Source organism: Mesorhizobium sp. YR577 (genome assembly GCF_900116595.1).
Classification (GTDB): domain Bacteria; phylum Pseudomonadota; class Alphaproteobacteria; order Rhizobiales; family Rhizobiaceae; genus Mesorhizobium_M.
The window spans coordinates 222,388-243,433 of the sequence record NZ_FPBI01000011.1 but is presented as its reverse complement, the minus strand read 5'-3'; the positions used below and the strand labels follow the sequence as shown (position 1 = coordinate 243,433).

Below are 21,046 nucleotides of genomic sequence, written 5' to 3'. Positions count from 1 at the left end.
TACTTCCCAGCGCGACAATATTTGCTATGAAACAGGAATACGGGAGGATTTGCGGCGCGAGGCCCGCTTCGCGGCGCTCTGACACAAGAAGCGAATACGTCTGAAGCGTGGCATCTGCCTGCGTTTGGCTTCAGTCGGGAGGAGAGCGATGTATCTCGGAATTGATCTCGGCACGTCCGGCGTCAAGGCGCTGTTGATGGACCATGCGCAGAAAATCGTGGCCTCCGGGCACGGCGCATTGGATGTCTCTCGCCCACACCACGGCTGGTCGGAACAGAATCCTGCCGACTGGATCAGCGCCACCGAAGAAGCGATCGGCGAGCTGAAGGCAAAGCATCCCAAGGAGCTTGGCGCGATCAAGGGCATCGGCCTTTCGGGCCAGATGCATGGCGCCACATTGCTGGACGATCGCGATCAGGTGCTGCGGCCCTGCATTCTCTGGAACGACACGCGCAGCTTCGCTGAAGCAGCCGCGCTCGACGCCGATCCGCGTTTCCGCAAGATTACCGGCAACATCGTGTTTCCCGGCTTCACCGCGCCGAAACTCGCCTGGGTCAAGAACAATGAGCCGGAGGTTTTCGCAAAGATCGCGAAGGTTCTCCTGCCCAAGGACTTCCTGCGCCTCTGGCTGACGGGCGAGCACATTTCCGAGATGTCGGATTCGGCCGGCACGTCATGGCTCGATGTCGCCAACCGCCGCTGGTCGCCGGATCTTCTGGCTGCCACCGACCTCGATGAACGGCATATGCCAAGCCTCGTCGAGGGCACCGAGCGGGCCGGCACGTTGCGCGCTGAACTCGCGGCCAAGTGGGGCATTAATGGCAGTGTCGTCGTTGCCGGCGGGGCAGGGGACAATGCGGCTTCCGCCTGCGGCATGGGCATCGTCAAGCCGGGCCACGCGTTTGTGTCGCTTGGGACATCCGGCGTGCTTTTTGCTTCCAACGGCTCCTACCTTCCGAACCCGGAAAGTGCGGTTCACACATTCTGCCATGCCTTGCCGGACACCTGGCATCAGATGGGCGTCATTTTGTCGGCGACGGATTCGCTCAACTGGCTTTCCGAGATCACCGGCAAAAGCGCTGCCGAACTGACGCAGGAACTCGGCGATGAACTGAAAGCACCGACCGGTGTTTCCTTCCTGCCCTACCTCTCCGGTGAACGCACACCGCATAACGATGCCTCGATACGCGGCGTCTTTGCTGGCCTCGGCCATGAATCGGACCGCGCGGCGCTCACGCAGGCCGTGCTTGAAGGCGTGTCGTTTGCCTTCCGCGACAGCCTTGAGGCTCTGAAAACAGCGGGCACCACACTTTCCCGGGTCACGGCGATCGGCGGCGGCTCGCGTTCGCGCTACTGGCTGAAATCGATCGCCACTGCGCTTGGCGTGCCGGTCGACATTCCGGCCGATGGCGACTTCGGTGCTGCTTTCGGCGCCGCCCGCCTTGGGCTGATCGCTGCGGAAAATGTCGATCCTTTCGCAGTCTGTGCTGCGCCGGAAACGGCCGAGACGATCGAGCCCGACGCCCGGCAAACAGACGCCTATTCAAATGCCTATCAGCGCTATCGAGCGCTCTACCCAGCCATCAGAGGAGTTTCATCGTGACCACCGGTTTTTTCGGCGACGCCAAGCCCGCCAAATATGAAGGCCCCGACAGCACCAACCCGCTGGCCTACCGCTTCTACAACAAGGACGAAGTGGTGCTGGGCAAGCGCATGGAGGACCACCTGCGCTTTGCGGTTGCCTACTGGCATTCCTTTGCCTGGCCGGGCGGCGATCCTTTCGGCGGCCAAACCTTCGAGCGTCCCTGGTTCGGCGACACGATGGAAAATGCCAAGCTGAAGGCCGATGTCGCCTTCGAGATGTTCTCGTTGCTGGGCGTGCCCTATTACTGCTTCCATGACGCCGATGTGCGCCCGGAAGCCGATACTTTCGCCGAAAGTGCAGCCCGTCTCGATGATATCGTCGACATTTTCGCCCAGAAGCAGAAACAGACGGGCGTCAAGCTGCTGTGGGGCACGGCCAATCTCTTTTCCAACCGCCGCTTCGTGGCCGGTGCTGCCACAAATCCCGATCCGGATGTCTTTGCCTATGCTGCTGCGACGGTGAAGAAGTGCCTCGACGTCACCAAGAAGCTCGGTGGCGAGAACTATGTGCTGTGGGGCGGGCGCGAAGGCTACGAGACCCTGCTCAACACCGACATGAAGCGCGAGCGCGAGCAGGCCGGGCGCTTCCTGTCGCTGGTCGTCGACTACAAGAAGAAGATCGGCTTCAAGGGCGCGATCCTGATCGAGCCGAAGCCGCAGGAGCCGACCAAGCACCAGTATGATTACGACGTCGCCACGGTCTACGGCTTCCTCAAGGATTTCGGGCTGGAGAAAGAGGTCAAGGTCAATATCGAGCAGGGCCATGCCATTCTCGCCGGCCACTCCTTCGAGCACGAACTGGCGCTGGCCAATGCGCTTGGCATCTTCGGTTCCATCGACATGAATCGCAACGATTATCAGTCCGGCTGGGACACAGACCAGTTCCCCAATAACGTGCCGGAGATGGCGCTGGCCTATTATCACGTGCTGGCCGGTGGCGGCTTCAAGACCGGCGGCACCAATTTCGACGCCAAGCTACGCCGCCAGTCGCTCGACCCGCAGGACCTGCTGATCGGCCATATCGGCGCGATGGATTGCTGCGCGCGCGGACTGAAGGCTGCTGCGAAAATGATCGAGGACAAGGCGCTGTTGGGTCCGCTCGAAGAGCGTTACGCCGGCTGGAAGTCGGCTGAGGCCAAGGCGATGCTCTCCGGCAAGCGTTCGCTGGAAGAAATCGCCGAGCGCGTCGTCAAGAAGAAGATCGAGCCGCAGCCGAAGTCGGGCCGGCAGGAGTATCTTGAGAACGTCGTCAACCGCTACGTCTGAGTCTGGCAGGGTGCCGGCGCGCTACGCTGCTGGCACCACGCTTGCCCCGATCTGACAAAAGCCACCGCTGCTGCCTGCTGCTAAGAAAGGCCGGCAAAGCGGAGGCTGAAGGCAGATGGGTGATAGCAGGATTAATGTGCGCCGTGCGCGGGCGGACGATACTGCTGCGTTGAAGGAAATCCTGCGCGATACCTTCGAAAACACCTGGCTGCCACAGATAACACCGGCTGCCGCGCAACGCTATGTCGAGACGGACATCGGCGGCCGCTATGTGGACGAGCATGGCCAGGACTTTGCCGTTGCCGAGATAGACGGAAAGCTTGCCGGGCTGGTGCATTGGCGCGACGACTTCATCGAGGCCTTGCATGTTTCCACGCAATATCAGGGCCGTGGCGTCGGCCGCAGCCTCCTCGACCACGCGGAGACGATGATCCGCAGTGCCGGTTTCCCGCAGGCACGGCTGGAGACGGACACGTTCAACGAACAGGCGCAGGCTGTCTACAGAGCGCGCGGATATGAGGAAAAAGGCCGCTATCCCGATGACGAATGGGACAGTGGCTTCACCACCATTCTCTTCGTCAAGCGGCTGGTATGAGCAGGCTTTTCGGTTCGTGATTTGGGCATACGGTCAATGCAACAAAGTGTGACCGAATTTGCCTCATGAAGACCTAGCTCCTGCCTTCAAGAAGCCGTCACCTGCTTCCTATATAGTGGCTTCAGAGTAGCCTTATAGGAGGACAGTCGAGATGAACTCCGAACCTGAAAACCAGATTGAAATACTGCTTTCGCGCCGCGATGGCGGCTCGATCGTCGACAGCCTGTTTGCCTTGCCCGCCCAGGTTTCCACCGGCGAGCAGACCAATGAATGGGACCGCGCCGTCAACAGCCGGCTGGAAGCGGTCCTGGCAAATCAGCTGCGTTCGCTCATCGGCAAGGACCAGCGCAACGCGGCCTGACAAAACATGGCCTAGCGCCGCCTGATCCTCACCGGCGCTTCCCCAAATGCATGCGAGAAACTTCTGGAAAAGGCTGCCGGCGATGAGAAGCCGGTGCGCGTGGCGATGTCCGCCATGGAAACCTGCGTGTCGGCGACCAGCCGGCGCGCCGCGGCGAGGCGCAGCCTGAGATAATAGGCGCCCGGCGTCTCGCCGATCGATTTGCGAAAAATGCTCTCCAGCGTGCGCGGCGTGACGCCGGCACGTCTGGCGATGGCGGCGACCGTCAATGGCTGGTCGATATGCGCTTCCATCAGGCGGATCGCCTGGGCGAGGCGCGGGTCATAGCCGTCGAGCCGGCCGAGCGAGACAAGCGGCTGCGCGTCCGTTGCGGCGCGCGCCTGGTCGTAAATGAAGACGCTGGCGACATCGAGCGCCACCGCCATGCCGAGGCGCGAGCGGATGAGATGCAGCATCAGGTCGAAAGTCGGCGATGCGCCACCGCTGGTGAAGACCGGGCCGTCGATGACATAGCGGTCCGGCCGCACGTCTACGCCGGGGAAGGCTTGCGCGAAATCCTCCATGTCTTCCCAGTGCGTGGTTGCGGCGCGGCCTTCCAGCAATCCCGCCCGCGCGACAAGCCATGTACCAGCCTCGATGCCGCCGATGGCCTGCGCCGAACGTGCGGTGCGTCGCAGGGCAGCCAGCAGGGCGGGCGTGCCTTGCGTCTTGGTACCGAAGCCGCCGACGATTGCCAGCACGTCGGTTTTTTCACTGGCGTCGAAACGGCCGCTCACCGCAATGGGCAGGCCGGATGTGGTGATAGGCGCTTCTCCGTCGGTGGAGACGATCTTCCAGTCGAACAGCGTCTCGCCCGATACGCGGTTTGCCGCGCGCAACGGGTCGATGGCCGAGGCCACGCACATGATGGACGAGCCGGAGAAAACCAGAAGCGTCACCTTGAGGGGTGAACGGTCCGGTAGAAAGATCGAAGGCTTTTCGCTTTTCATCAATCCTACTTCGTAAAGTGCAAAGCAGTTTCCGGCAAGTCAGGCATTGTTGGCTCAAGTTCGAAATGGGAGAGAGTTCTATGCCGCTTGCGATGAACCGTGAGGTCTTCATTACCTGTGCCGTGACCGGGTCCGGCAGTTCGCAGGATCGAAGCCCGCATGTGCCGCGCTCTCCCAAGCAGATCGCCGATTCGGCGATCGATGCGGCAAAGGCGGGGGCTGCGATCGTCCATTGCCATGTACGTGACCCCGAAACCGGCAAGCCGCGCCGCGACGTGCACCTCTACCGCGAAGTCACCGAGCGCATCCGCGATGCCAATGTGGATGTCGTGCTCAACCTCACCGCCGGCATGGGCGGCGACATGGTGTTCGGCTCGACGGAAAGCCCGTTGCCGCTGAAGGAACAGGGCACCGACATGGCCGGCGCCAGCGAGCGCGTCGAGCATGTGCGCCAGTGCCTGCCGGAAATCTGCACGCTCGATTGCGGCACGATGAATTTCGCCGAAGCCGACTATGTCATGACCAACACCCCGGGCATGCTGCGCGCCATGGGCAGCATGATGACCGCGCTGGGGGTCAAGCCGGAGATCGAAGCCTTCGACACCGGGCATCTCTGGCTTGCCAAGGAATTGGTCAAGGAAGGCGTTCTGAAGCCGGACGCACTCGTGCAGTTGTGCATGGGCGTGCCGTGGGGCGCGCCGGACGATCTCAACACCTTCATGGCCATGGTCAACAACGTGCCGTCGACCTGGAACTGGTCAGCCTTTTCCATTGGCCGGAACCAGATGGCCTATGCTGCCGCAGCCGTACTGGCGGGTGGCAATGTCCGCGTCGGGCTCGAGGACAATCTCTGGCTCGACAAGGGCGTGCTCGCAACCAACGCGCAGCTTGTCGAAAGGGCGGTCGGCATCGTCGAGAATATGGGCGCACGGGTCATCGGGCCGGAGGAAGTGCGCAAGAAACTGAACCTGACCAAGCGCGCACCGCTCGCTGCCGCGGCTTGAAGGAAGCGCTGACGAGGGAGGAAAGTCGGCGATGAAAACCGTAAAGTTCACGGCCATGAAGGACGGGGATCGGGAGGACTATGCCTTCCTGACCGAGTATGAGATCGAGTATGCCGCCAAGACCGGCGACAGGCTGCTCGACGCATTGGTCAAGCTCGATGAAGGTCTGTCCGGCTACAAGATCACCCGGCTCGGGCACTCGCTTCAGGCGGCCACGCGTGCTTATCGCGATGGCGCCGATACGGACTGGATCGCCTGCGCCTTGCTTCACGACATCGGCGATATCTACGCGCCCTACAATCACGACGAATATGCTGCTGCGATCGTAAAGCCCTTCGTGCGCGAGCAATGCACCTGGGTCGTGGAAAAGCACGGCGATTTCCAGCGGCTCTATTACGCACATCACCTGGGCGGAAACCGACATGCCCGCGAAAAATTCGCGGACCATCTCTATTTCAACGATTGCGACCAGTTCTGCGAGCGTTGGGACCAGTCGAGCTTCGATCCTGATTATGACACGCTGCCGATCGACTTCTTCCGGCCCTTCGTGGCGGAAGTCTTCACGCGCAATGCCTATGATCCCGCGGTCATTCGCGCCGGCGAGCGTGTCGCCCTCGTCAATCCCGAAATCGCCAGCCAAAGAGCCGGAGCATCCGCATGAGCATTGTCAGCAAGGCCGCCGCAATCGGTGGCGGGGTTATCGGCGCCGGCTGGGTCGCGCGCCTGCTTCTGAATGGCATCGACGTCGCCATCTACGATCCCGACCCGGAGGCTTCACGCAAGGTCAGCGAAGTGATGAAGGGCGCACGCCGCGCTTACAGGCAGATGTTGCCCGGCGGACTGCCCAAGGAAGGCAAGCTGACCTTCGCCAAGACCATCGCCGAAGCCGTCCACGACGTCGATTTCATCCAGGAAAGCGTGCCGGAACGGCTCGACCTCAAGCATCGCGTGCTGGCCGAGATCGACCTGCATGCGCCAGCCAATGCCATCGTTGGCTCTTCCACCTCCGGCATCAAGCCCACCGACATGCAGGTGGCGATGAAAAAGCACCCTGAGCGGCTGGTCGTCGGGCATCCGTTCAACCCGGTTTATCTGCTGCCGCTGGTCGAGATCGTCGGCGGCGAGCAGACCTTCCCGGAAGCCATCGAAGTTGCCAAGGAAATCTACGCCTCGATCGGCATGAAGCCGGTGGTGATCCGCAAGGAGATCGAGGCCTTCGTCGGCGACCGCCTGCTCGAAGCCGCATGGCGCGAAGCGCTGTGGCTGATCAAGGACGGCATCTGCACGGTCGAGGAACTCGACGACATCATGCGCTATTCCTTCGGCTTGCGCTGGGCGCAGATGGGCATGTTCCAGGTCTATCGCGTCGCCGGTGGCGAAGCAGGCATGCGCCACTTCATGGCCCAGTTCGGCCCTTGCCTGAAATGGCCGTGGACGAAATTGATGGACGTGCCGGAATTCAACGACGAACTGGTCGACCTCATTGCCACGCAGTCGGACGACCAATCCGACAAATGGTCGATCCGCGAGCTCGAAAAAATCCGCGACGACAATCTCGTCGCCATCATGGAAGCGCTGGGCAAGCAGAACAAAGGCAAGGGCTGGGGCGCTGGTGAACTGCACAACCACTACACGAAGCAGCTTGCCAAGCTCGCAGCCAAGAAGCCCAAGGCTTCCAAGTCTGCGGAAAAGGCCAAGGCAACCAAGCCGGTGAAAGCCAAGGCCGAGAAGCCGAAGAAAAAGAAGAAGGGCTGAGTCATGGATTTCGGCCTTTCCGAAGAGCAGCGCCTGATCGTCAATACGACGAGGGCCTTTGTCGAAAACGAGCTCTATCCGCATGAGGCGGAGGTGGAGCGCACCGGCCATCTGCGCCCCGACCTGATCGATGAATTGAAGGCCAAGGCGATCGAAGCCGGGCTTTATGCCGCCAACATGCCCGCCGATGTCGGCGGGGCAGGGCTCGATACCGTGACATGGCTGCTTTACGAGAAGGAGCTTGGCCGCGCCAATTACGCCCTGCACTGGACCTGCGTGGCGCGGCCTTCCAACATTCTGCTCGCCGGCACACCTGAGCAGCGCGAGAAATATCTGTTTCCCTGCATTCGCGGTGAAAAATCCGACTGCCTCGCCATGACCGAGCCGGGCGCAGGCTCCGACCTGCGCGGCATGAAGGCAACCGCCGTGCAGGACGGCGACGATTGGGTGCTCAACGGCACCAAGCATTTTATTTCCCACGCCGACATTGCCGATTTCGCCATCGTCTTCATGGCTTCCGGCGAGGAAGACAGCCCGCGCGGCAAGCGCAAGAAGATCACTGCCTTCTTCGTCGACAAGGGCACCAAAGGCTTCGCCGTGCGCGACGGCTATCGCAATGTCTCGCATCGCGGCTACACCAATTCGGTGCTGGAATTCGATGATTGCCGCCTGCCCAAGGAGCAGGTTTTGGGTGAAGTCCACAAAGGTTTCGAGGTCGCCAATTCCTGGCTCGGCGCAACCCGCCTGCAGGTCGGCGCGACCTGCCTCGGCCGGGCCGAACGGGCCTTGCAGCATGCCATCGAATACGCGGCCCAGCGCGAACAGTTCGGCCAGCAGATCGGCAAATTCCAGGGGGTATCGTTCAAGCTCGCCGACATGGCGACGGAGCTGAAGGCGGCGGACCTGATGGTGTTCGAGGCGGGCTGGAAATACGATCAGGGCACGGTCACCGATCAGGACATGGCAATGGCCAAGCTCAAGGCGACGGAAGTTCTCGCTTTCGTCGCCGACGAAGCGATCCAGATCCATGGCGGCATGGGCCTTATGGACGATCTGCCGCTGGAGCGCATCTGGCGCGACGCCCGCGTCGAGCGCATCTGGGAGGGGACGTCAGAGATACAGAGGCACATTATTTCGCGCGCGTTGTTGAGGGCTGTGGGGGGATGATGATGCAAGCGCTGATACCCCTCCCCCTTGAGGGGAGGGTGCCGAGCGAAGCGAGGTGGGTGGGGTCGGTTCATGTCGAGCGCTGCCGAAATGACCCCACCCGTCCAACCGCCTTCGGCGGTTGTCCCCCCTCCCCTCGAGGGGGAGGGAGGGGAGCCCGCCCATGAACCGCCTCGAACGCCTTCTTCGCCCAAAATCCATCGCTGTCATCGGCGGCGGCGCATTCGCTCCCAATGTCGTCAAGCAGTCGCTCAAGATGGGTTTCGCCGGTGATGTCTGGCCCGTCCATCCGAAGCGGGATGAGGTCGAGGGCGTCAAGGCCTATCGCTCCGTCAGCGACCTGCCGGGTGCGCCGGACGCGGTGTTCATCGGCGTCAACCGCTTCGCCACGATCGACATCGTTCGCGAGCTTGCACAGCTCGGCGCGGGCGGCGCGATCTGTTTTGCTGCCGGCTTTCTCGAGGCCGGCGCCGACGACGAGGATGGCGAGCGGCTTCAGGCCGAATTGATCGAGGCTGCGGGCACGATGCCGGTCATCGGGCCGAACTGCTATGGCCTGATCAACTATGCCGATGGCGCTCTTTTGTGGCCGGACCAGCATGGCGGCCAGCGCCTGGAGCCGGGCACACGGGGTGCTGCGATCATCACGCAGTCGTCCAACATCGCCTGCAACCTGACCATGCAGCAGCGCGGCCTGCCGGTCGCCTTCCTGATGACGGCGGGCAACCAGGCGCAGACGGGCCTGTCCGAAATGGCGCTCGGCCTGATCGAGGACGAACGCGTCTCCTGCCTCGGCCTTCACATTGAAGGCTTCGACAAGGTCGACGGCTTCGAGCGTCTCGCCGCAAGGGCGCGCGAGCTGAACAAGCCGATCGTCGCCATGAAAGTCGGGCGCTCCGAACAGGCGCGGGCAGCGACCATCTCGCATACGGCCTCACTGGCCGGTTCCGACGCGGCGTCCGACGCCTTCCTGAAACGCCTCGGCATCGCGCGTGTCAATTCGATCCCGTCTTTCCTGGAGACGCTGAAGCTGCTGCACGCATTCGGGCCGCTTGCGGGCGGCACGCTGTCCTCGATGAGCTGTTCGGGTGGCGAGGCGTCGGTGATGGCCGACAGCGCCGAAGGCCGCAAAGTGCGCTTCCCGGCATTGAGCGAAGAGCACTGGGCACGCGTAAAGTCGACGCTCGGCTCCTTCGTCGCGGTGGCTAACCCGCTCGACTATCACACCTTCATCTGGAACGATGAGCCGGCGATGACGGCGACCTTCACCGCCATGGTGTCGGGTGGTTTCGACCTCAACATGCTGGTGCTGGATTTCCCGCGAAACGACCGCTGTTCGGACGCCGACTGGTGGCCGACTGTGCGGGCGTTCGAGGCCGCGTTGAAGTCTAACAACTCGCGTGGCGCGGTCGTTGCTTCCATGCTCGAGAACCTGACCGAAGCGCATGCCGCAGAGCTCTTCCGGCGGGGTATCGTGCCTTTGCAGGGCATCGTCGAGGCCATGGATGCGGCTGAGGCGGCTGCGTTTATTGGAGAGGCTTGGCGGTGGCCGGTTTCATCGCCCATTGCCGCAGGTCGACCCCCACTCCGTCACGCTTCGCGTGACACCTCTCCCCCGCTCGACGGGGGAGAGGAAGGGCGCGGCGGCAACGGAGGCATTTCCTCTCCCCCGTCGAACGGGGGAGAGGTGTCGCGGGCGAAGCCCGAGACGGAGTGGGGGTCGACTTCGCCCAACGAGGCCGAAGCCAAGGCACTCCTGCGTTCCGCCGGTCTCGCCGTCCCGCAAGGCGTGCGTGCTGCCAGCGTTGCCGAGGCAGAATCCGCGGCCGAAAAACTCGGCTTCCCGGTCGCCCTGAAGGCACTGGGCGTTGCCCACAAGAGCGAGCTCGGCGCAGTCAGGCTCAACCTTAGATCCACCGACGATGTCCGCAGCGTCGCCGAGGCGCTGCTTCCGCTTGGCTCAGGTCTCTATGTCGAGCGTATGGTCGAGGGCGGTGTCGCCGAATTGATCGTCGGCGTTACCCGCGATGAACTCTTCGGCCCGGTCATGACGGTCGGTACCGGTGGTGTTCTGGTCGAGCTTTTGAAGGACAGCGCGACGCTGCTGCTGCCTGCTTCGCGCGCCGAGGTTGAGGCAGCATTGCGCGGGCTGAAGATGTTCCCGCTGCTCGACGGTTATCGCGGCCGGCCCAAGGCCGATGTAGCAGCGGCTATCGATGCGATCCTCGCAATCTCGGATTTCGTTCTCGAACAGTCCGGTGCGATCGAGGAACTCGATATCAACCCGCTGATCGTCTGCGGCGAGGGCAAGGGCGCATGGATCGCCGATGCATTGCTCGTTACATCCTCCTCACTTGCGGCGGAGGTGGCCGCGCCGCGGGCGGAGGGGGTTGCCGCAGAAGGCACGCCGTCGCGCATTGCCGCAGCGACCCCACCCGACCGGACTTCGTCCGGCCACCCTCCCCTCAAGGGGGAGGGGATCGTCAGCGCAGGAGAGTAATCATGTCCGACGTCGTAAAAACCCGCCGCGAGGGCGGTGTGTTCGAAGTCACGCTCGACCGGCCCAAGGCCAATGCGATCGACCTGGCCACCTCGCGCCTGCTTGGCGAGACTTTTCGTGTGTTCCGCGACGACCCCGAATTGCGCGTCGCCATCGTCAAGACCGCTGGAGAAAAGTTCTTTTCGGCCGGCTGGGACCTCAAGGCTGCCGCCGGCGGTGATGCGGTCGATGGCGACTACGGCGTCGGCGGTTTCGGTGGCCTGCAGGAGCTGCGCGACATGAACAAGCCGGTGATCGCCTGCGTCAACGGCATGGCGGTGGGCGGCGGCTTCGAGCTGGCGCTGTCCTGCGACCTCATCTACGCCTCCGACCATTCCTCGTTCGCCCTGCCCGAGATCAAGGCCGGCACGCTGGCCGATGCCGCGACGATCAAGCTGCCCAAGCGCATTCCCTATCATGTCGCCATGGATCTTCTGCTGACCGGCCGCTGGATGGACGTGCAGGAGGCGCATCGCTGGGGGCTGGTCAACGAGGTGCTGCCGGCCGACAAGCTCGAGGATCGCGTCTGGGAAGTCGCACGGCTGCTCGCCGGCGGGCCGCCGCTGGTCTTCGCCTCGATCAAGGAGGTCGCGCGCCGGGCCGAAGCGATGGAGTTCCAGGACGCCATGAACTGGATCACCAAGCGCAAGTTCCGCACGGTCGATGAGCTTTACGCCTCGGAAGACAATATGGAAGGCTTCAAGGCCTTTGCCGAAAAGCGAGACCCAGTCTGGAAGGGCAAGTAACACGTGACCGACTATGCAAAACTGATCGACGCCGAGACCTGGGCCTTCATCGAGCGCACCAATTCCTATTATCCGCCCGACACGATCGACTACACGATCGAGCAGCAGCGCGGGATCTACGACCGCATGTGCCGCGAGTTCTTTGCCGGCTATCCAGAAGGCGTGAAGGCTGAGGACAGGACGGTTGTCGCGCCGTCGCATGAAATCCCGGTCCGCATCTATCGCGCGTCGGCCGATCCGAAGGCCGTCGTGGTCTATTATCACGGCGGCGGTTTTATCCTTGGCGGGCTCGACAGCCATGACGATGTCTGCGCCGAGCTTTGTGCGCGCACCGGCTACGAAGTCGTGTCGGTCGACTATCGCCTCGCGCCGGAGCACCTGCATCCGGCGGCTTTCGACGATGCTCTTGCCGCGTTCGAATGGGTCACTAAGACCTATCCCCAGCCGATCCTGCTTTGCGGCGATTCTGCCGGCGGCAATCTCGCTGCCGCCGTCAGCCACGCCACGCGCGGCCATGAGAGACGGCCGGTCGGTCAGGTGCTGATCTATCCGGGCCTGGGTGGCGACCAGTCGAAGGGTTCCTATGTGACCCATGCCGAAGCGCCGATGCTGACGATGCGCGACATGGCCTTCTACAAGGACATCCGCACCGGCGGCGCCGACGTTTCGGGCGACGTTACCTACATGCCGCTGGCCGATGCCGATTTCTCCAACCTGCCGCCGACGGTGATCGTCACTGCCGAATGCGACCCACTTTCGAGCGACGGTCAGGCTTACACCGCGCGGGTGATAGCGGCAGGCGGCAAGGCCTTCTCGCATGAAGAGCCGGGGCTGGTGCACGGCTATCTGCGCGCACGCCATACGGTCGGTCGCGCCCGCGCCAGCTTCACGCGGATCGTCGATGCTGTGGCGGCGCTGGGAAAAGGCGAGTGGGGGTATTGAGGGTGCCTTTCCTTCTCCCACAAGGGAAAAGGGGAGGTGCGTCCTTCGTGGCTCGCTAGCGCTCGCACCTCAGGATGAGGGAGGTCGGCGCCTTACGTCCCTGATCTTGAAGTGTGGGCGCGTTTCAGAATGAAGGGCTTCTACCGGCACACCCTCCCTCATCCTGAGGTGCGAGCGTAGCGAGCCTCGAAGGACGCACCTATTCATCGCCACGCCTGCTTTCGCATCTGGCTATTGTCAAAGAACCGGGAATGCGGGGCGCAAAGGCCTTGCCTTCCTATGTGTAAATTCGTGGCGCAGCCTATGCGCCCCGCCAGCGCTCTTGTCCCGCTCAGTCGCCTCCACATTCGCGTGGCCAGCCGTAGCCAAGGACCCGGGCTTAGGGGTTCATCACCCAGCAGTGCTACCGCAGCACCACCAGCCCGGACGCCGACGCCTCCCCCTGATACCCGGTGCGCACCAGGGATCCCGTTGGAAGCGGATTTGCGAGGGCAAGTATACGCGAGGCTGGAAAGAGGGGGATAAATTGGGGGTAAAAAAGTTCACGGCATAAGCAAAAACAACCGCTTGAGTGAAAATAGGCTGAAATTCTTTCCACACCTTCAAAGCCTTTAGTGATGCAAAAACCTCTCCGTCGTCATCCCGGAAACCGGAGCGAAGCGCAGGTTATCCGGGACCCATTGACCAGCACGGCCGGGTACTGAGTTCGCACAGCGGTCTTAACCGGCACCAAGGCAAGGACCGGGCCGTGCTTGACGATGCTGCGGCCAATAGATCCCGGGTCTCCGCATTCGCTCCACCCGGGATGACGAACGGCATGTTTGGCCTTCGCTAATCGTCAGCACTGGCGCGCGGCAATTGCGTCTCCGGTCTTAAAGAACGTTTGCGATGAGCGGCAACACCCCTCTCTTCGTCATCCCGGGTGGCGCGAATGCGGGGGGCGCTCTTGCGACGGATCCATGCCGGAATGCAAAAAGAGCTTCGGCGGTGCAGAACGCGCGTCAATATCAGGACGGGACCGTGCCTGACGATGCTCGGAATGGGTCCCGGATAAGCTGCGCTTCGCTCCGGTTTCCGGGATCGCCGATTCAAGGCTTGTATGACCGCTGCCTGCGTATCCAGGATCAATCGTCAATTCAAACTTGAGCGTCGTCTCTAACTTTTCATTAATCCAGTTTAGCACAACGTTAACGATGGCCGGTCGCGCCGTCATGGTTCGGATGCTAGCCTGACTTCGGGAGGATAAATCCAGGAAGCAGGAAGCGACGATGAACACTGTATTGAACGCCAAGGGCGTCCCCCTCCCTTACAGCGGCTCCTCGGTCAACCATTTCTCGGCAACGAATTCCGGCCCGCAGCTTGCTGGCAGTGCGCTCAACGATTCGATGTGGGGCGACAGTTCGGTCAATGTCGTCATGCAGGGCGGAACCGGCGACGATATCTATTATCTCTATTCGGCCCGCAACAGCGCCTTCGAAAAGGCCGGTGAAGGTGTCGACACCATCAACACCTGGATGAGCTACCGGCTTCCCGAGAACATCGAGAATCTGACCGTGACCGGCAATGGCCGCTCGGCGATCGGCAATGATGGCGACAACATCCTCAGTGGTGCATCCGGCAGCCAGACCATCGATGGTGGTGCCGGCGACGATGTGCTCATCGGCGGCGGCGGCGCCGATATCTTCGTCATTTCGGAGGGTAATGGCAGCGACCTGATCCTGGATTTCAGCGTGGACGATCAGGTGCGTCTCGACGGTTACGGATTTATCTCGTTCGATGCGATCCAGTCGAACATGACCCAGACGGGCGCCAATGTGACGCTCGATCTCGGCAATGACGAGATCCTCGTCTTCGCCAACACCACTGTCGACCAGTTCGATGCGGGTCAGTTCAAGCTCAGCCTCGACAAGTCCGAGATGAGCCTGTCGTTTTCCGACGACTTCAATTCGCTCAGCCTGTGGAATGGCGAGAGCGGCACGTGGGATTCGAATTTCTGGTGGGGAGCCGAGAACGGCAGCACCCATGAGGGCAATGGCGAGAAGCAGTGGTATATCGACACCGACTATGCGCCGACGAAGTCGGTCAATCCGTTCAGCGTCGATAATGGCGTTCTGACCATCACCGCCGCGCCGACGCCAGATGCGATCAAGCCGGAAGTCAACAATTACGACTATACGTCGGGCCTGCTGACGACCTACGAGTCGTTTTCGCAGACCTATGGCTATTTCGAGATGCGCGCCGACATGCCGGAGAATCAGGGCGTCTGGCCGGCCTTCTGGCTGCTGCCGGCGGACGGCTCCTGGCCGCCGGAGCTGGACGTGGTGGAAATGCGCGGGCAGGAGCCGGGTGTGGTTCATGTCACGTCGCACACCAACGAAACCGGAAGCCACACCTCGGTGTCATCAGCAGTGAATGTGCCGGATACGTCGGGTTTCCACACCTATGGCGTACTGTGGACCGAGGAAGAGATCGTCTGGTATTTCGACGATGTCGAGATCGCCCGCACCGACACGCCGAGCGACATGCACGGCCCGATGTACATGCTGGTCAATCTGGCGGTCGGCGGGGTGGCGGGGACGCCTGCGGATGGCTTGGCGACGCCGGCCGAGATGCAGATCGACTATATCAAGGCGTATGAGCTGGATGGCGTGACGCAGGCCGCGGCGAAGGCGGGGAGTGGGGATTTTCTGGTTTAATCGTCAGGCGTTGCGGAGCCTTTGGGTCGCTACCCCTTCTCCGGTTTGCTTCGCAAACCACCTCTCCCCCATTTCATGGGGGCGAGGAACAGCGGCGGCACGTTTGGCACCTTCCTCGCCCCGCAAAGCGGGGAGAGGTGCCGAGCGCGGCGAGGCGGAGAGGGGTTCTTGAACGTTGATAAGTTCGACATTCAAGATTGCAACATAGGCTCTCAGTTCCCCGCACTCTCCATGCGGCGGCCCTTGATCGCCTTTTCGAGCCAGCCGATTTCCATTTCGGGAACCGAGGATAGCAGCAGCTCGGTATAGGCGTCGAAGGGCGGCTTCAGCACTTGGCTTTTCGAGCCGTAGCGAACGACTTCGCCGCGATACATGACGGCGATGGAATCGGCGATCGACTTCACCGTCGCGAGATCGTGGGTGATGAAGAGATAGGCGACTTCCTCTTCCTTCTGGAGTTCGAGAAGCAGCTCGAGGATGCCATGGGCGACCAGAGGATCGAGCGCCGAAGTCACCTCGTCGCAGATGATGAGCTTGGGCTTGGCGGCCAGCGCGCGGGCAATGCAGACGCGCTGTTTCTGCCCACCCGAAAGCTCGGCGGGATAGCGGTCGATGAAGCCCTTGCCCATCTCGATCTTGTCGAGCAGTTCGGCCACGCGGGCGTCGCGTTGCTTGCCGCGCATGCCGAAATAGAACTCCAGCGGCCGGCCGATGATGGTGCCGACGGTCTGGCGCGGGTTCATCGCCACGTCGGCCATCTGGTAGATCATCTGCAACTGGCGCAGATCGTCCTTGGTGCGGTCGGCGAGGCGGTTGGCCAGCGGTCGACCGGCGAAGGTGATGTTGCCTTCCATGGGCGGCAGAAGGCCGGTGATGGCGCGGGCCAGCGTCGACTTGCCGGAGCCGGATTCGCCGACGACGGCGAGCGTCTGTCCGGGATAGATGTCGACGGAGACGTTCTTCAACACCTTCACCGCGCCGCCGCCATAGGCGGCCGTGACGTTCTTGACCGACAGGAACGGCGTGGTGCCGGGCTTCTGCTCCTCATGGGTGATCTCGTGAACCGAGACGAGCTGGTTGGTGTACTCCTGGCGCGGCTCCTTGATGATCTGGCGGGTGCCGCCCCATTCGACCAGCCGGCCATGGCGCAATACCATGATCTCGTCCGACACCTGCGCCACCACGGCAAGGTCGTGGGTGATGTAGAGCGCGGCAACGCCGGTGTCGCGGATGGCGTCCTTGATGGCTGCCAGAACATCGATCTGCGTGGTCACGTCGAGCGCGGTCGTCGGTTCGTCGAAGACGATCAGGTCGGGCTCGGAGCAGAGCGCCATTGCCGTCATGACGCGCTGGAGCTGGCCGCCGGAAACCTGATGCGGGAATCGCTTGCCGATGTTTTCGGGGTCCGGCAGGCTGAGCTTCTTGAACAGCGCCACGGCGCGCTTTTCCGCCTGGGCGCGGGTGCCCGTGCCATGCAGGAGGGATGCCTCGACGACCTGGTCCATCAGCCGGTGGGCCGGGTTGAAGGCGGCAGCGGCAGACTGCGCGACATAGCAGACCTCGCGGCCGCGCAGCTTGCGGATGCCGCTCTTTCCGCTGGTGAGAATGTCGCGGCCGTTGATGAAGACCTGCCCGCCGGTGATCCTGACGCCGCCGCGGCCATAGCCGAGCGACGACAGGCCGATGGTCGACTTGCCGGCGCCGGATTCGCCGATGAGGCCGAGCACCTTGCCTTTCTTGAGCGTCAGCGAGACGTCGTGGACGAGGGTAATGTTCCTCGGCTCCTCGCCGGGCGGGTAGACCTTGGCCTCGATGCGCAGGTTGCGGATGTCGAGCAGATTGTCGCTCGGGGTCGCCAGATTAGCCATTGCCGCGGCCTCCCTTGAGATCGGTGGTGCGGTTGAGCACCCAGTCGGCGACGAGATTGACGGAGATGGCAAGCGCTGCGATCGCGGCGGCGGGGATGAGCGCTGCCGGAATGCCGAAGACGATGCCGTCCTTGTTTTCCTTGACCATGCCGCCCCAGTCGGCTGCCGGCGGTTGCACGCCGAGGCCGAGGAAGGACAGCGCCGACAGGAGCAGCACCGAGTAGATGAAGCGCAGGCCGAGTTCCGATACCAGCGGCGACAGCGCGTTGGGCAGGATCTCGCGGAAGATGATCCAGCGGCGGCCTTCGCCGCGCAGCTTTGCCGCCTCGACGAAATCCATGACGTTGATGTCGACGGCCACGGCGCGCGACAGGCGGTAGACGCGGGTCGAGTCGAGGATGCCCATGACCATGATCAGCACGAAGATGTTCGTGGGCAGGACGGAGAGCACGACGAGCGCGAAGATCAGCGTCGGGATCGCCATCAGGAGATCGACGAAGCGCGACATGAGCATGTCGAACCAGCCGCCGACGACAGCGGCGGTGAAGCCGAGGATCGAGCCGAGCGAGAAGGACAGCGCGGTTGCTAGAACCGCGATGAAGATGGTGGTTCTCGCGCCGTAGATCATGCGCGAGAGCAGGTCACGGCCGAGATTGTCGGTGCCGAGCAGGAAGTTCGCCGACGACGGCTCCCAGACCTGGCCGACGATCTCGCCGAGGCCATAAGGGGCGATGAGCGGCGCGAAGATGGCTGTGAGGAGGAAGAGCGTCGTGAAGATCAGGCCGATCACGGCGCCGAGGGGGATTCTTGTCAGACTAAGCATAGCCGCGCCCTCACTTCGGATGCCGGAGGCGCGGATTGGCGATGATCGCCGCTATGTCCGCGATGATGTTGAGGCCGATATAGACGGCGGCGAAGATCAGCCCAACCGCCTGCACCACCGGCACGTCGCGCTTGGCGACATGGTCGACGAGATACTGGCCCATGCCGGGATAGACGAAGATGACCTCGACCACGACCACGCCGACGATGAGGAAGGCGAGGTTGAGCATGACGACGTTGATGATGGGCGCAATCGCATTGGGGAATGCGTGCTTGCGGATGACGTTGAAGGCCGAAAGCCCTTTCAGTTCAGCCGTCTCGACATAGGCCGACTGCATGACGTTGAGTATGGCGGCGCGCGTCATGCGCATCATATGCGCCAGCACCACCAGCGTCAGAGCGGTCGCAGGAAGCGCGATCGCCTGCATGCGCTGGCCGAAGGGCATGCCTTCATAAACGGTCGAGATGCCGGGGAACCATTGCAGCTTCACGGCGAAGAAGAAGACCAGCACATAGCCGATGAGGAATTCCGGCAGCGAGGTCGAGGCGAGCGCAAGGCCGGAGATCAGTTTGTCGACGAAGCCGTTGCGGTAGCGCACGGCGAGCAAGCCGAGAATGATCGCCAGCGGCACCGAGATGATGGCTGCCCAGAAAGCCAGGAACAGCGTGTTCCACAGCCTGCCCTTGATGGACGTCGCGATGTCCTGACCGCTCGACAGAGCGGTGCCGAGATCGCCGGTCAGCACGCCGCCGAGCCACTTGAAATAGCGGACATAGGCGGGATCGTTGAGGCCCATGGCCTCGCGCAGATTGGCGAGCGCCTGCGGCGTCGCCGACTGACCAAGAATGGATTGTGCAACGTCGCCGGGCAGGATTTGCGTGCCGGCGAAGATCAGGACCGAAACGGCCAGAAGCAGGAGCACGCCCAGCGCCAAGCGCTGGGCTATCAGTTTCAGGATGGGAGACATCTGGGCAAGGCCGAACTCAGGCCTGAACCCAGCACTTGGACAGCGCGTAGCCGCCCATCATTTCCTGGTTGCCGTCAGGCGACCACCCTCCGACCTTGGCGCTGGTGGCGTCGATGAAGTCGTTGAACATCGGCGTGATGACACCACCCTCGTCGCGCACCATCTCGCCCATCGACTTGTAGATGGCGGTGCGCTTTTCCTTGTCGAGTTCCGAACGCGCCTGGAAGAGCAGCTTGTCGAAATCCTCGCGCATGAAGCGCGTGTCGTTCCAGTCGGCCTTGGAATAATAGGCGGTGGTGTACATCTGGTCCTGCGTCGGGCGGCCGCCCCAGTAGGAAGCCGAGAAGGGCTGCTTGTTCCAGACTTCCGACCAGTAGCCGTCGCCCGGTTCGCGCTTGACCTCGATGGTGATGCCGGCCTTGGCAGCGCTCTGCTGGTAGAGCTGGGCTGCGTCCACGGCGCCCGGGAAGGCGACGTCGGAGGTGCGCAGCAGCACCGAGCCGGAGTGGCCGGACTTCTTGTAGTGGAAGGCCGCCTTTTCCGGGTCGAACTTGCGCTGCTCGATTTCGGCGAACAGCGGATAGGCCTTGTTGATCGGCGTATCGTTGCCGACCGAGCCGTAGCCCATCAGGATCTTCTGCAGCATCTCTTCGCGGTCGAGCGCGAATTTCAGCGCCAGCCTGAGATCGTTGTTGTCGAAGGGCGCGGTGTTGCAGTGGGCGATGAAGACATAGTGGCCACGCCCGGCGACGTTCTGGATGGTGACGCCGGGAACGCGCTTGATGAGTTCGACGATCTTGGGCTCGACGCGATTGATCATGTCGACCTGGCCGCCCTGAAGGGCGGAGGTGCGGGCGGTGGCGTCATTGATGATGATGATCTCGATCTGGTCGGCAAAGCCGCGATCGTCACGCCAGTAATTGGCGAATTTCTCGCCGCCGAGACGCACGCCGGCTTCGTTGACGGTGATCTTGTAGGGTCCGGTGCCGATGCCTTCGTCGGGCTTGTCCTTGCCGCCATTGGGCTGGATCATCAGATGGTAGTCGTCGAGCAGATAGGGCAGGTCGGCGTTGGGTTCCTTGAGCGTGAAGACGACGTTCTGGCCGTCGACCTTGACGGTGTCGATACCGCCCATGATGCCGAGCGCGCCGGACTTCGACTTCTCGTCGGAATGGCGCTCCATCGTGGCCAGCACGTCGGCCGGGGTCATTTCCTTGCCGTTGTGGAACTGCACGCCCTTGCGGATCTTGAAGGTCCAGATCTTGGCGTCGTCGGAAGCACCCCATTCCTCAGCCAGCGCCGGCTTGACTTCGCCGTCGGCCGAAAGCTGGACGAGCTGCTCGCTCCACTGGCGGCCGAAGAAGTAAGGCACCTGGCTCGACCATGAAGCGGGGTCGAGGCTGTCGGTGGCCGCACCGCCGACCATGCCGGCCTTGAGGACGCCGCCCTTTTGCGGACCAGCGGCGAAGGCGGCCGTGCCGAGCAGCGAATTGGCGAAAGTGGCGGTAACACCGAGGGCCGCGGCGCGGCCAAGAAAATCACGCCGGCTCATCTTGCCGACGACTACGCGATGACTCAGGAATTCCAGTTCATTCGACATTATAGAGGTTCCTCACTCTGTTAGGTGACCGTTATCGGTCTTGATTTCTTGTTGAAGGAATATTGCTCGCAACATCGCGCCGGG

Annotated in this window: 17 protein-coding genes; 12 read left to right on the top strand and 5 right to left on the bottom strand. The window is 62.4% G+C overall.

The features are described from left to right. Positions 1-148 precede the first annotated feature (148 nt). The 4 genes from xylB (at position 149) to BM413_RS18030 (ending at position 3,866) form a co-directional block, all read left to right on the top strand. Complete coding sequence (gene xylB / locus BM413_RS18045) at positions 149-1,603, top strand: xylulokinase (RefSeq protein ID WP_091915497.1); 1,455 nt, start codon at positions 149-151, stop codon at positions 1,601-1,603. After that, complete coding sequence (xylA, locus tag BM413_RS18040; RefSeq protein ID WP_091915495.1) at positions 1,600-2,910, top strand: xylose isomerase; 1,311 nt, start codon at positions 1,600-1,602, stop codon at positions 2,908-2,910. The genes xylB and xylA overlap by 4 nt, the downstream gene beginning before the upstream one ends. A gap of 115 nt (positions 2,911-3,025) precedes the next feature. After that, complete coding sequence (locus BM413_RS18035; protein ID WP_091915493.1) at positions 3,026-3,505, top strand: GNAT family N-acetyltransferase; 480 nt, start codon at positions 3,026-3,028, stop codon at positions 3,503-3,505. A gap of 151 nt (positions 3,506-3,656) precedes the next feature. Beyond that, positions 3,657-3,866 carry a hypothetical protein gene (locus BM413_RS18030; protein ID WP_091915491.1) on the top strand — a complete coding sequence of 70 codons (210 nt, stop codon included), beginning with the start codon at positions 3,657-3,659 and terminating at the stop codon, positions 3,864-3,866. 11 nt (positions 3,867-3,877) lie between these two features. On the opposite strand, the gene BM413_RS18025 is transcribed toward BM413_RS18030, so the two are convergent. After that, entirely contained in the window at positions 3,878-4,858 is a 981-nt protein-coding gene (locus BM413_RS18025; RefSeq protein WP_091915489.1) for a GlxA family transcriptional regulator, read from the bottom strand. 77 nt (positions 4,859-4,935) lie between these two features. Here BM413_RS18025 and BM413_RS18020 point away from each other — a divergent pair, with 77 nt between their 5' ends. From BM413_RS18020 to BM413_RS17985, 8 genes are all read left to right on the top strand, one after another. Beyond that, the gene (locus BM413_RS18020) at positions 4,936-5,859 is read left to right on the top strand and encodes a 3-dehydrocarnitine:acetyl-CoA trimethylamine transferase BcoG (RefSeq protein WP_091915487.1); all 924 of its coding nucleotides are present in this window, start codon (positions 4,936-4,938) and stop codon (positions 5,857-5,859) included. Between the two features lie 31 nt (positions 5,860-5,890). Beyond that, the gene (locus BM413_RS18015) at positions 5,891-6,520 is read left to right on the top strand and encodes an HD domain-containing protein (RefSeq protein ID WP_091915484.1); all 630 of its coding nucleotides are present in this window, start codon (positions 5,891-5,893) and stop codon (positions 6,518-6,520) included. Then, complete coding sequence (locus BM413_RS18010) at positions 6,517-7,614, top strand: 3-hydroxyacyl-CoA dehydrogenase NAD-binding domain-containing protein (protein ID WP_091915482.1); 1,098 nt, start codon at positions 6,517-6,519, stop codon at positions 7,612-7,614. The genes BM413_RS18015 and BM413_RS18010 overlap by 4 nt, the downstream gene beginning before the upstream one ends. 3 nt (positions 7,615-7,617) lie before the next feature. After that, the gene (locus BM413_RS18005) at positions 7,618-8,781 is read left to right on the top strand and encodes an acyl-CoA dehydrogenase family protein (protein WP_091915480.1); all 1,164 of its coding nucleotides are present in this window, start codon (positions 7,618-7,620) and stop codon (positions 8,779-8,781) included. 163 nt (positions 8,782-8,944) lie between these two features. After that, on the top strand, positions 8,945-11,281 hold the full coding sequence (locus BM413_RS18000; RefSeq protein ID WP_244537906.1) for an acetate--CoA ligase family protein: 2,337 nt from the start codon (positions 8,945-8,947) through the stop codon (positions 11,279-11,281). Between the two features lie 2 nt (positions 11,282-11,283). Then, positions 11,284-12,066, top strand: coding sequence for a carnitinyl-CoA dehydratase (locus BM413_RS17995; RefSeq protein ID WP_091915478.1), 783 nt, complete (start codon positions 11,284-11,286; stop codon positions 12,064-12,066). Between the two features lie 3 nt (positions 12,067-12,069). Further along, positions 12,070-13,008 carry an alpha/beta hydrolase gene (locus tag BM413_RS17990; protein WP_091915476.1) on the top strand — a complete coding sequence of 313 codons (939 nt, stop codon included), beginning with the start codon at positions 12,070-12,072 and terminating at the stop codon, positions 13,006-13,008. A gap of 1,268 nt (positions 13,009-14,276) precedes the next feature. Beyond that, positions 14,277-15,704 carry an endo-1,3-1,4-beta-glycanase EglC gene (locus tag BM413_RS17985; RefSeq protein WP_091915474.1) on the top strand — a complete coding sequence of 476 codons (1,428 nt, stop codon included), beginning with the start codon at positions 14,277-14,279 and terminating at the stop codon, positions 15,702-15,704. Positions 15,705-15,916: 212 nt separating this feature from the next. Here BM413_RS17985 and BM413_RS17980 read toward each other — a convergent pair whose 3' ends face one another. The 4 genes from BM413_RS17980 to BM413_RS17965 are packed head-to-tail and all read right to left on the bottom strand — an operon-like array spanning position 15,917 to position 20,962. Then, the gene (locus BM413_RS17980; RefSeq protein ID WP_091915472.1) at positions 15,917-17,572 is read right to left on the bottom strand and encodes an ABC transporter ATP-binding protein; all 1,656 of its coding nucleotides are present in this window, start codon (positions 17,570-17,572) and stop codon (positions 15,917-15,919) included. Then, entirely contained in the window at positions 17,565-18,395 is an 831-nt protein-coding gene (locus tag BM413_RS17975; RefSeq protein ID WP_091915470.1) for an ABC transporter permease, read from the bottom strand. The genes BM413_RS17980 and BM413_RS17975 overlap by 8 nt, the downstream gene beginning before the upstream one ends. 10 nt (positions 18,396-18,405) lie before the next feature. Further along, positions 18,406-19,362: an ABC transporter permease gene (locus BM413_RS17970; RefSeq protein WP_091915468.1), complete on the bottom strand. Its 957-nt coding sequence runs from the start codon at positions 19,360-19,362 to the stop codon at positions 18,406-18,408. Between the two features lie 16 nt (positions 19,363-19,378). Then, entirely contained in the window at positions 19,379-20,962 is a 1,584-nt protein-coding gene (locus BM413_RS17965) for an ABC transporter substrate-binding protein (protein ID WP_091915467.1), read from the bottom strand. Positions 20,963-21,046: the final 84 nt, after the last annotated feature.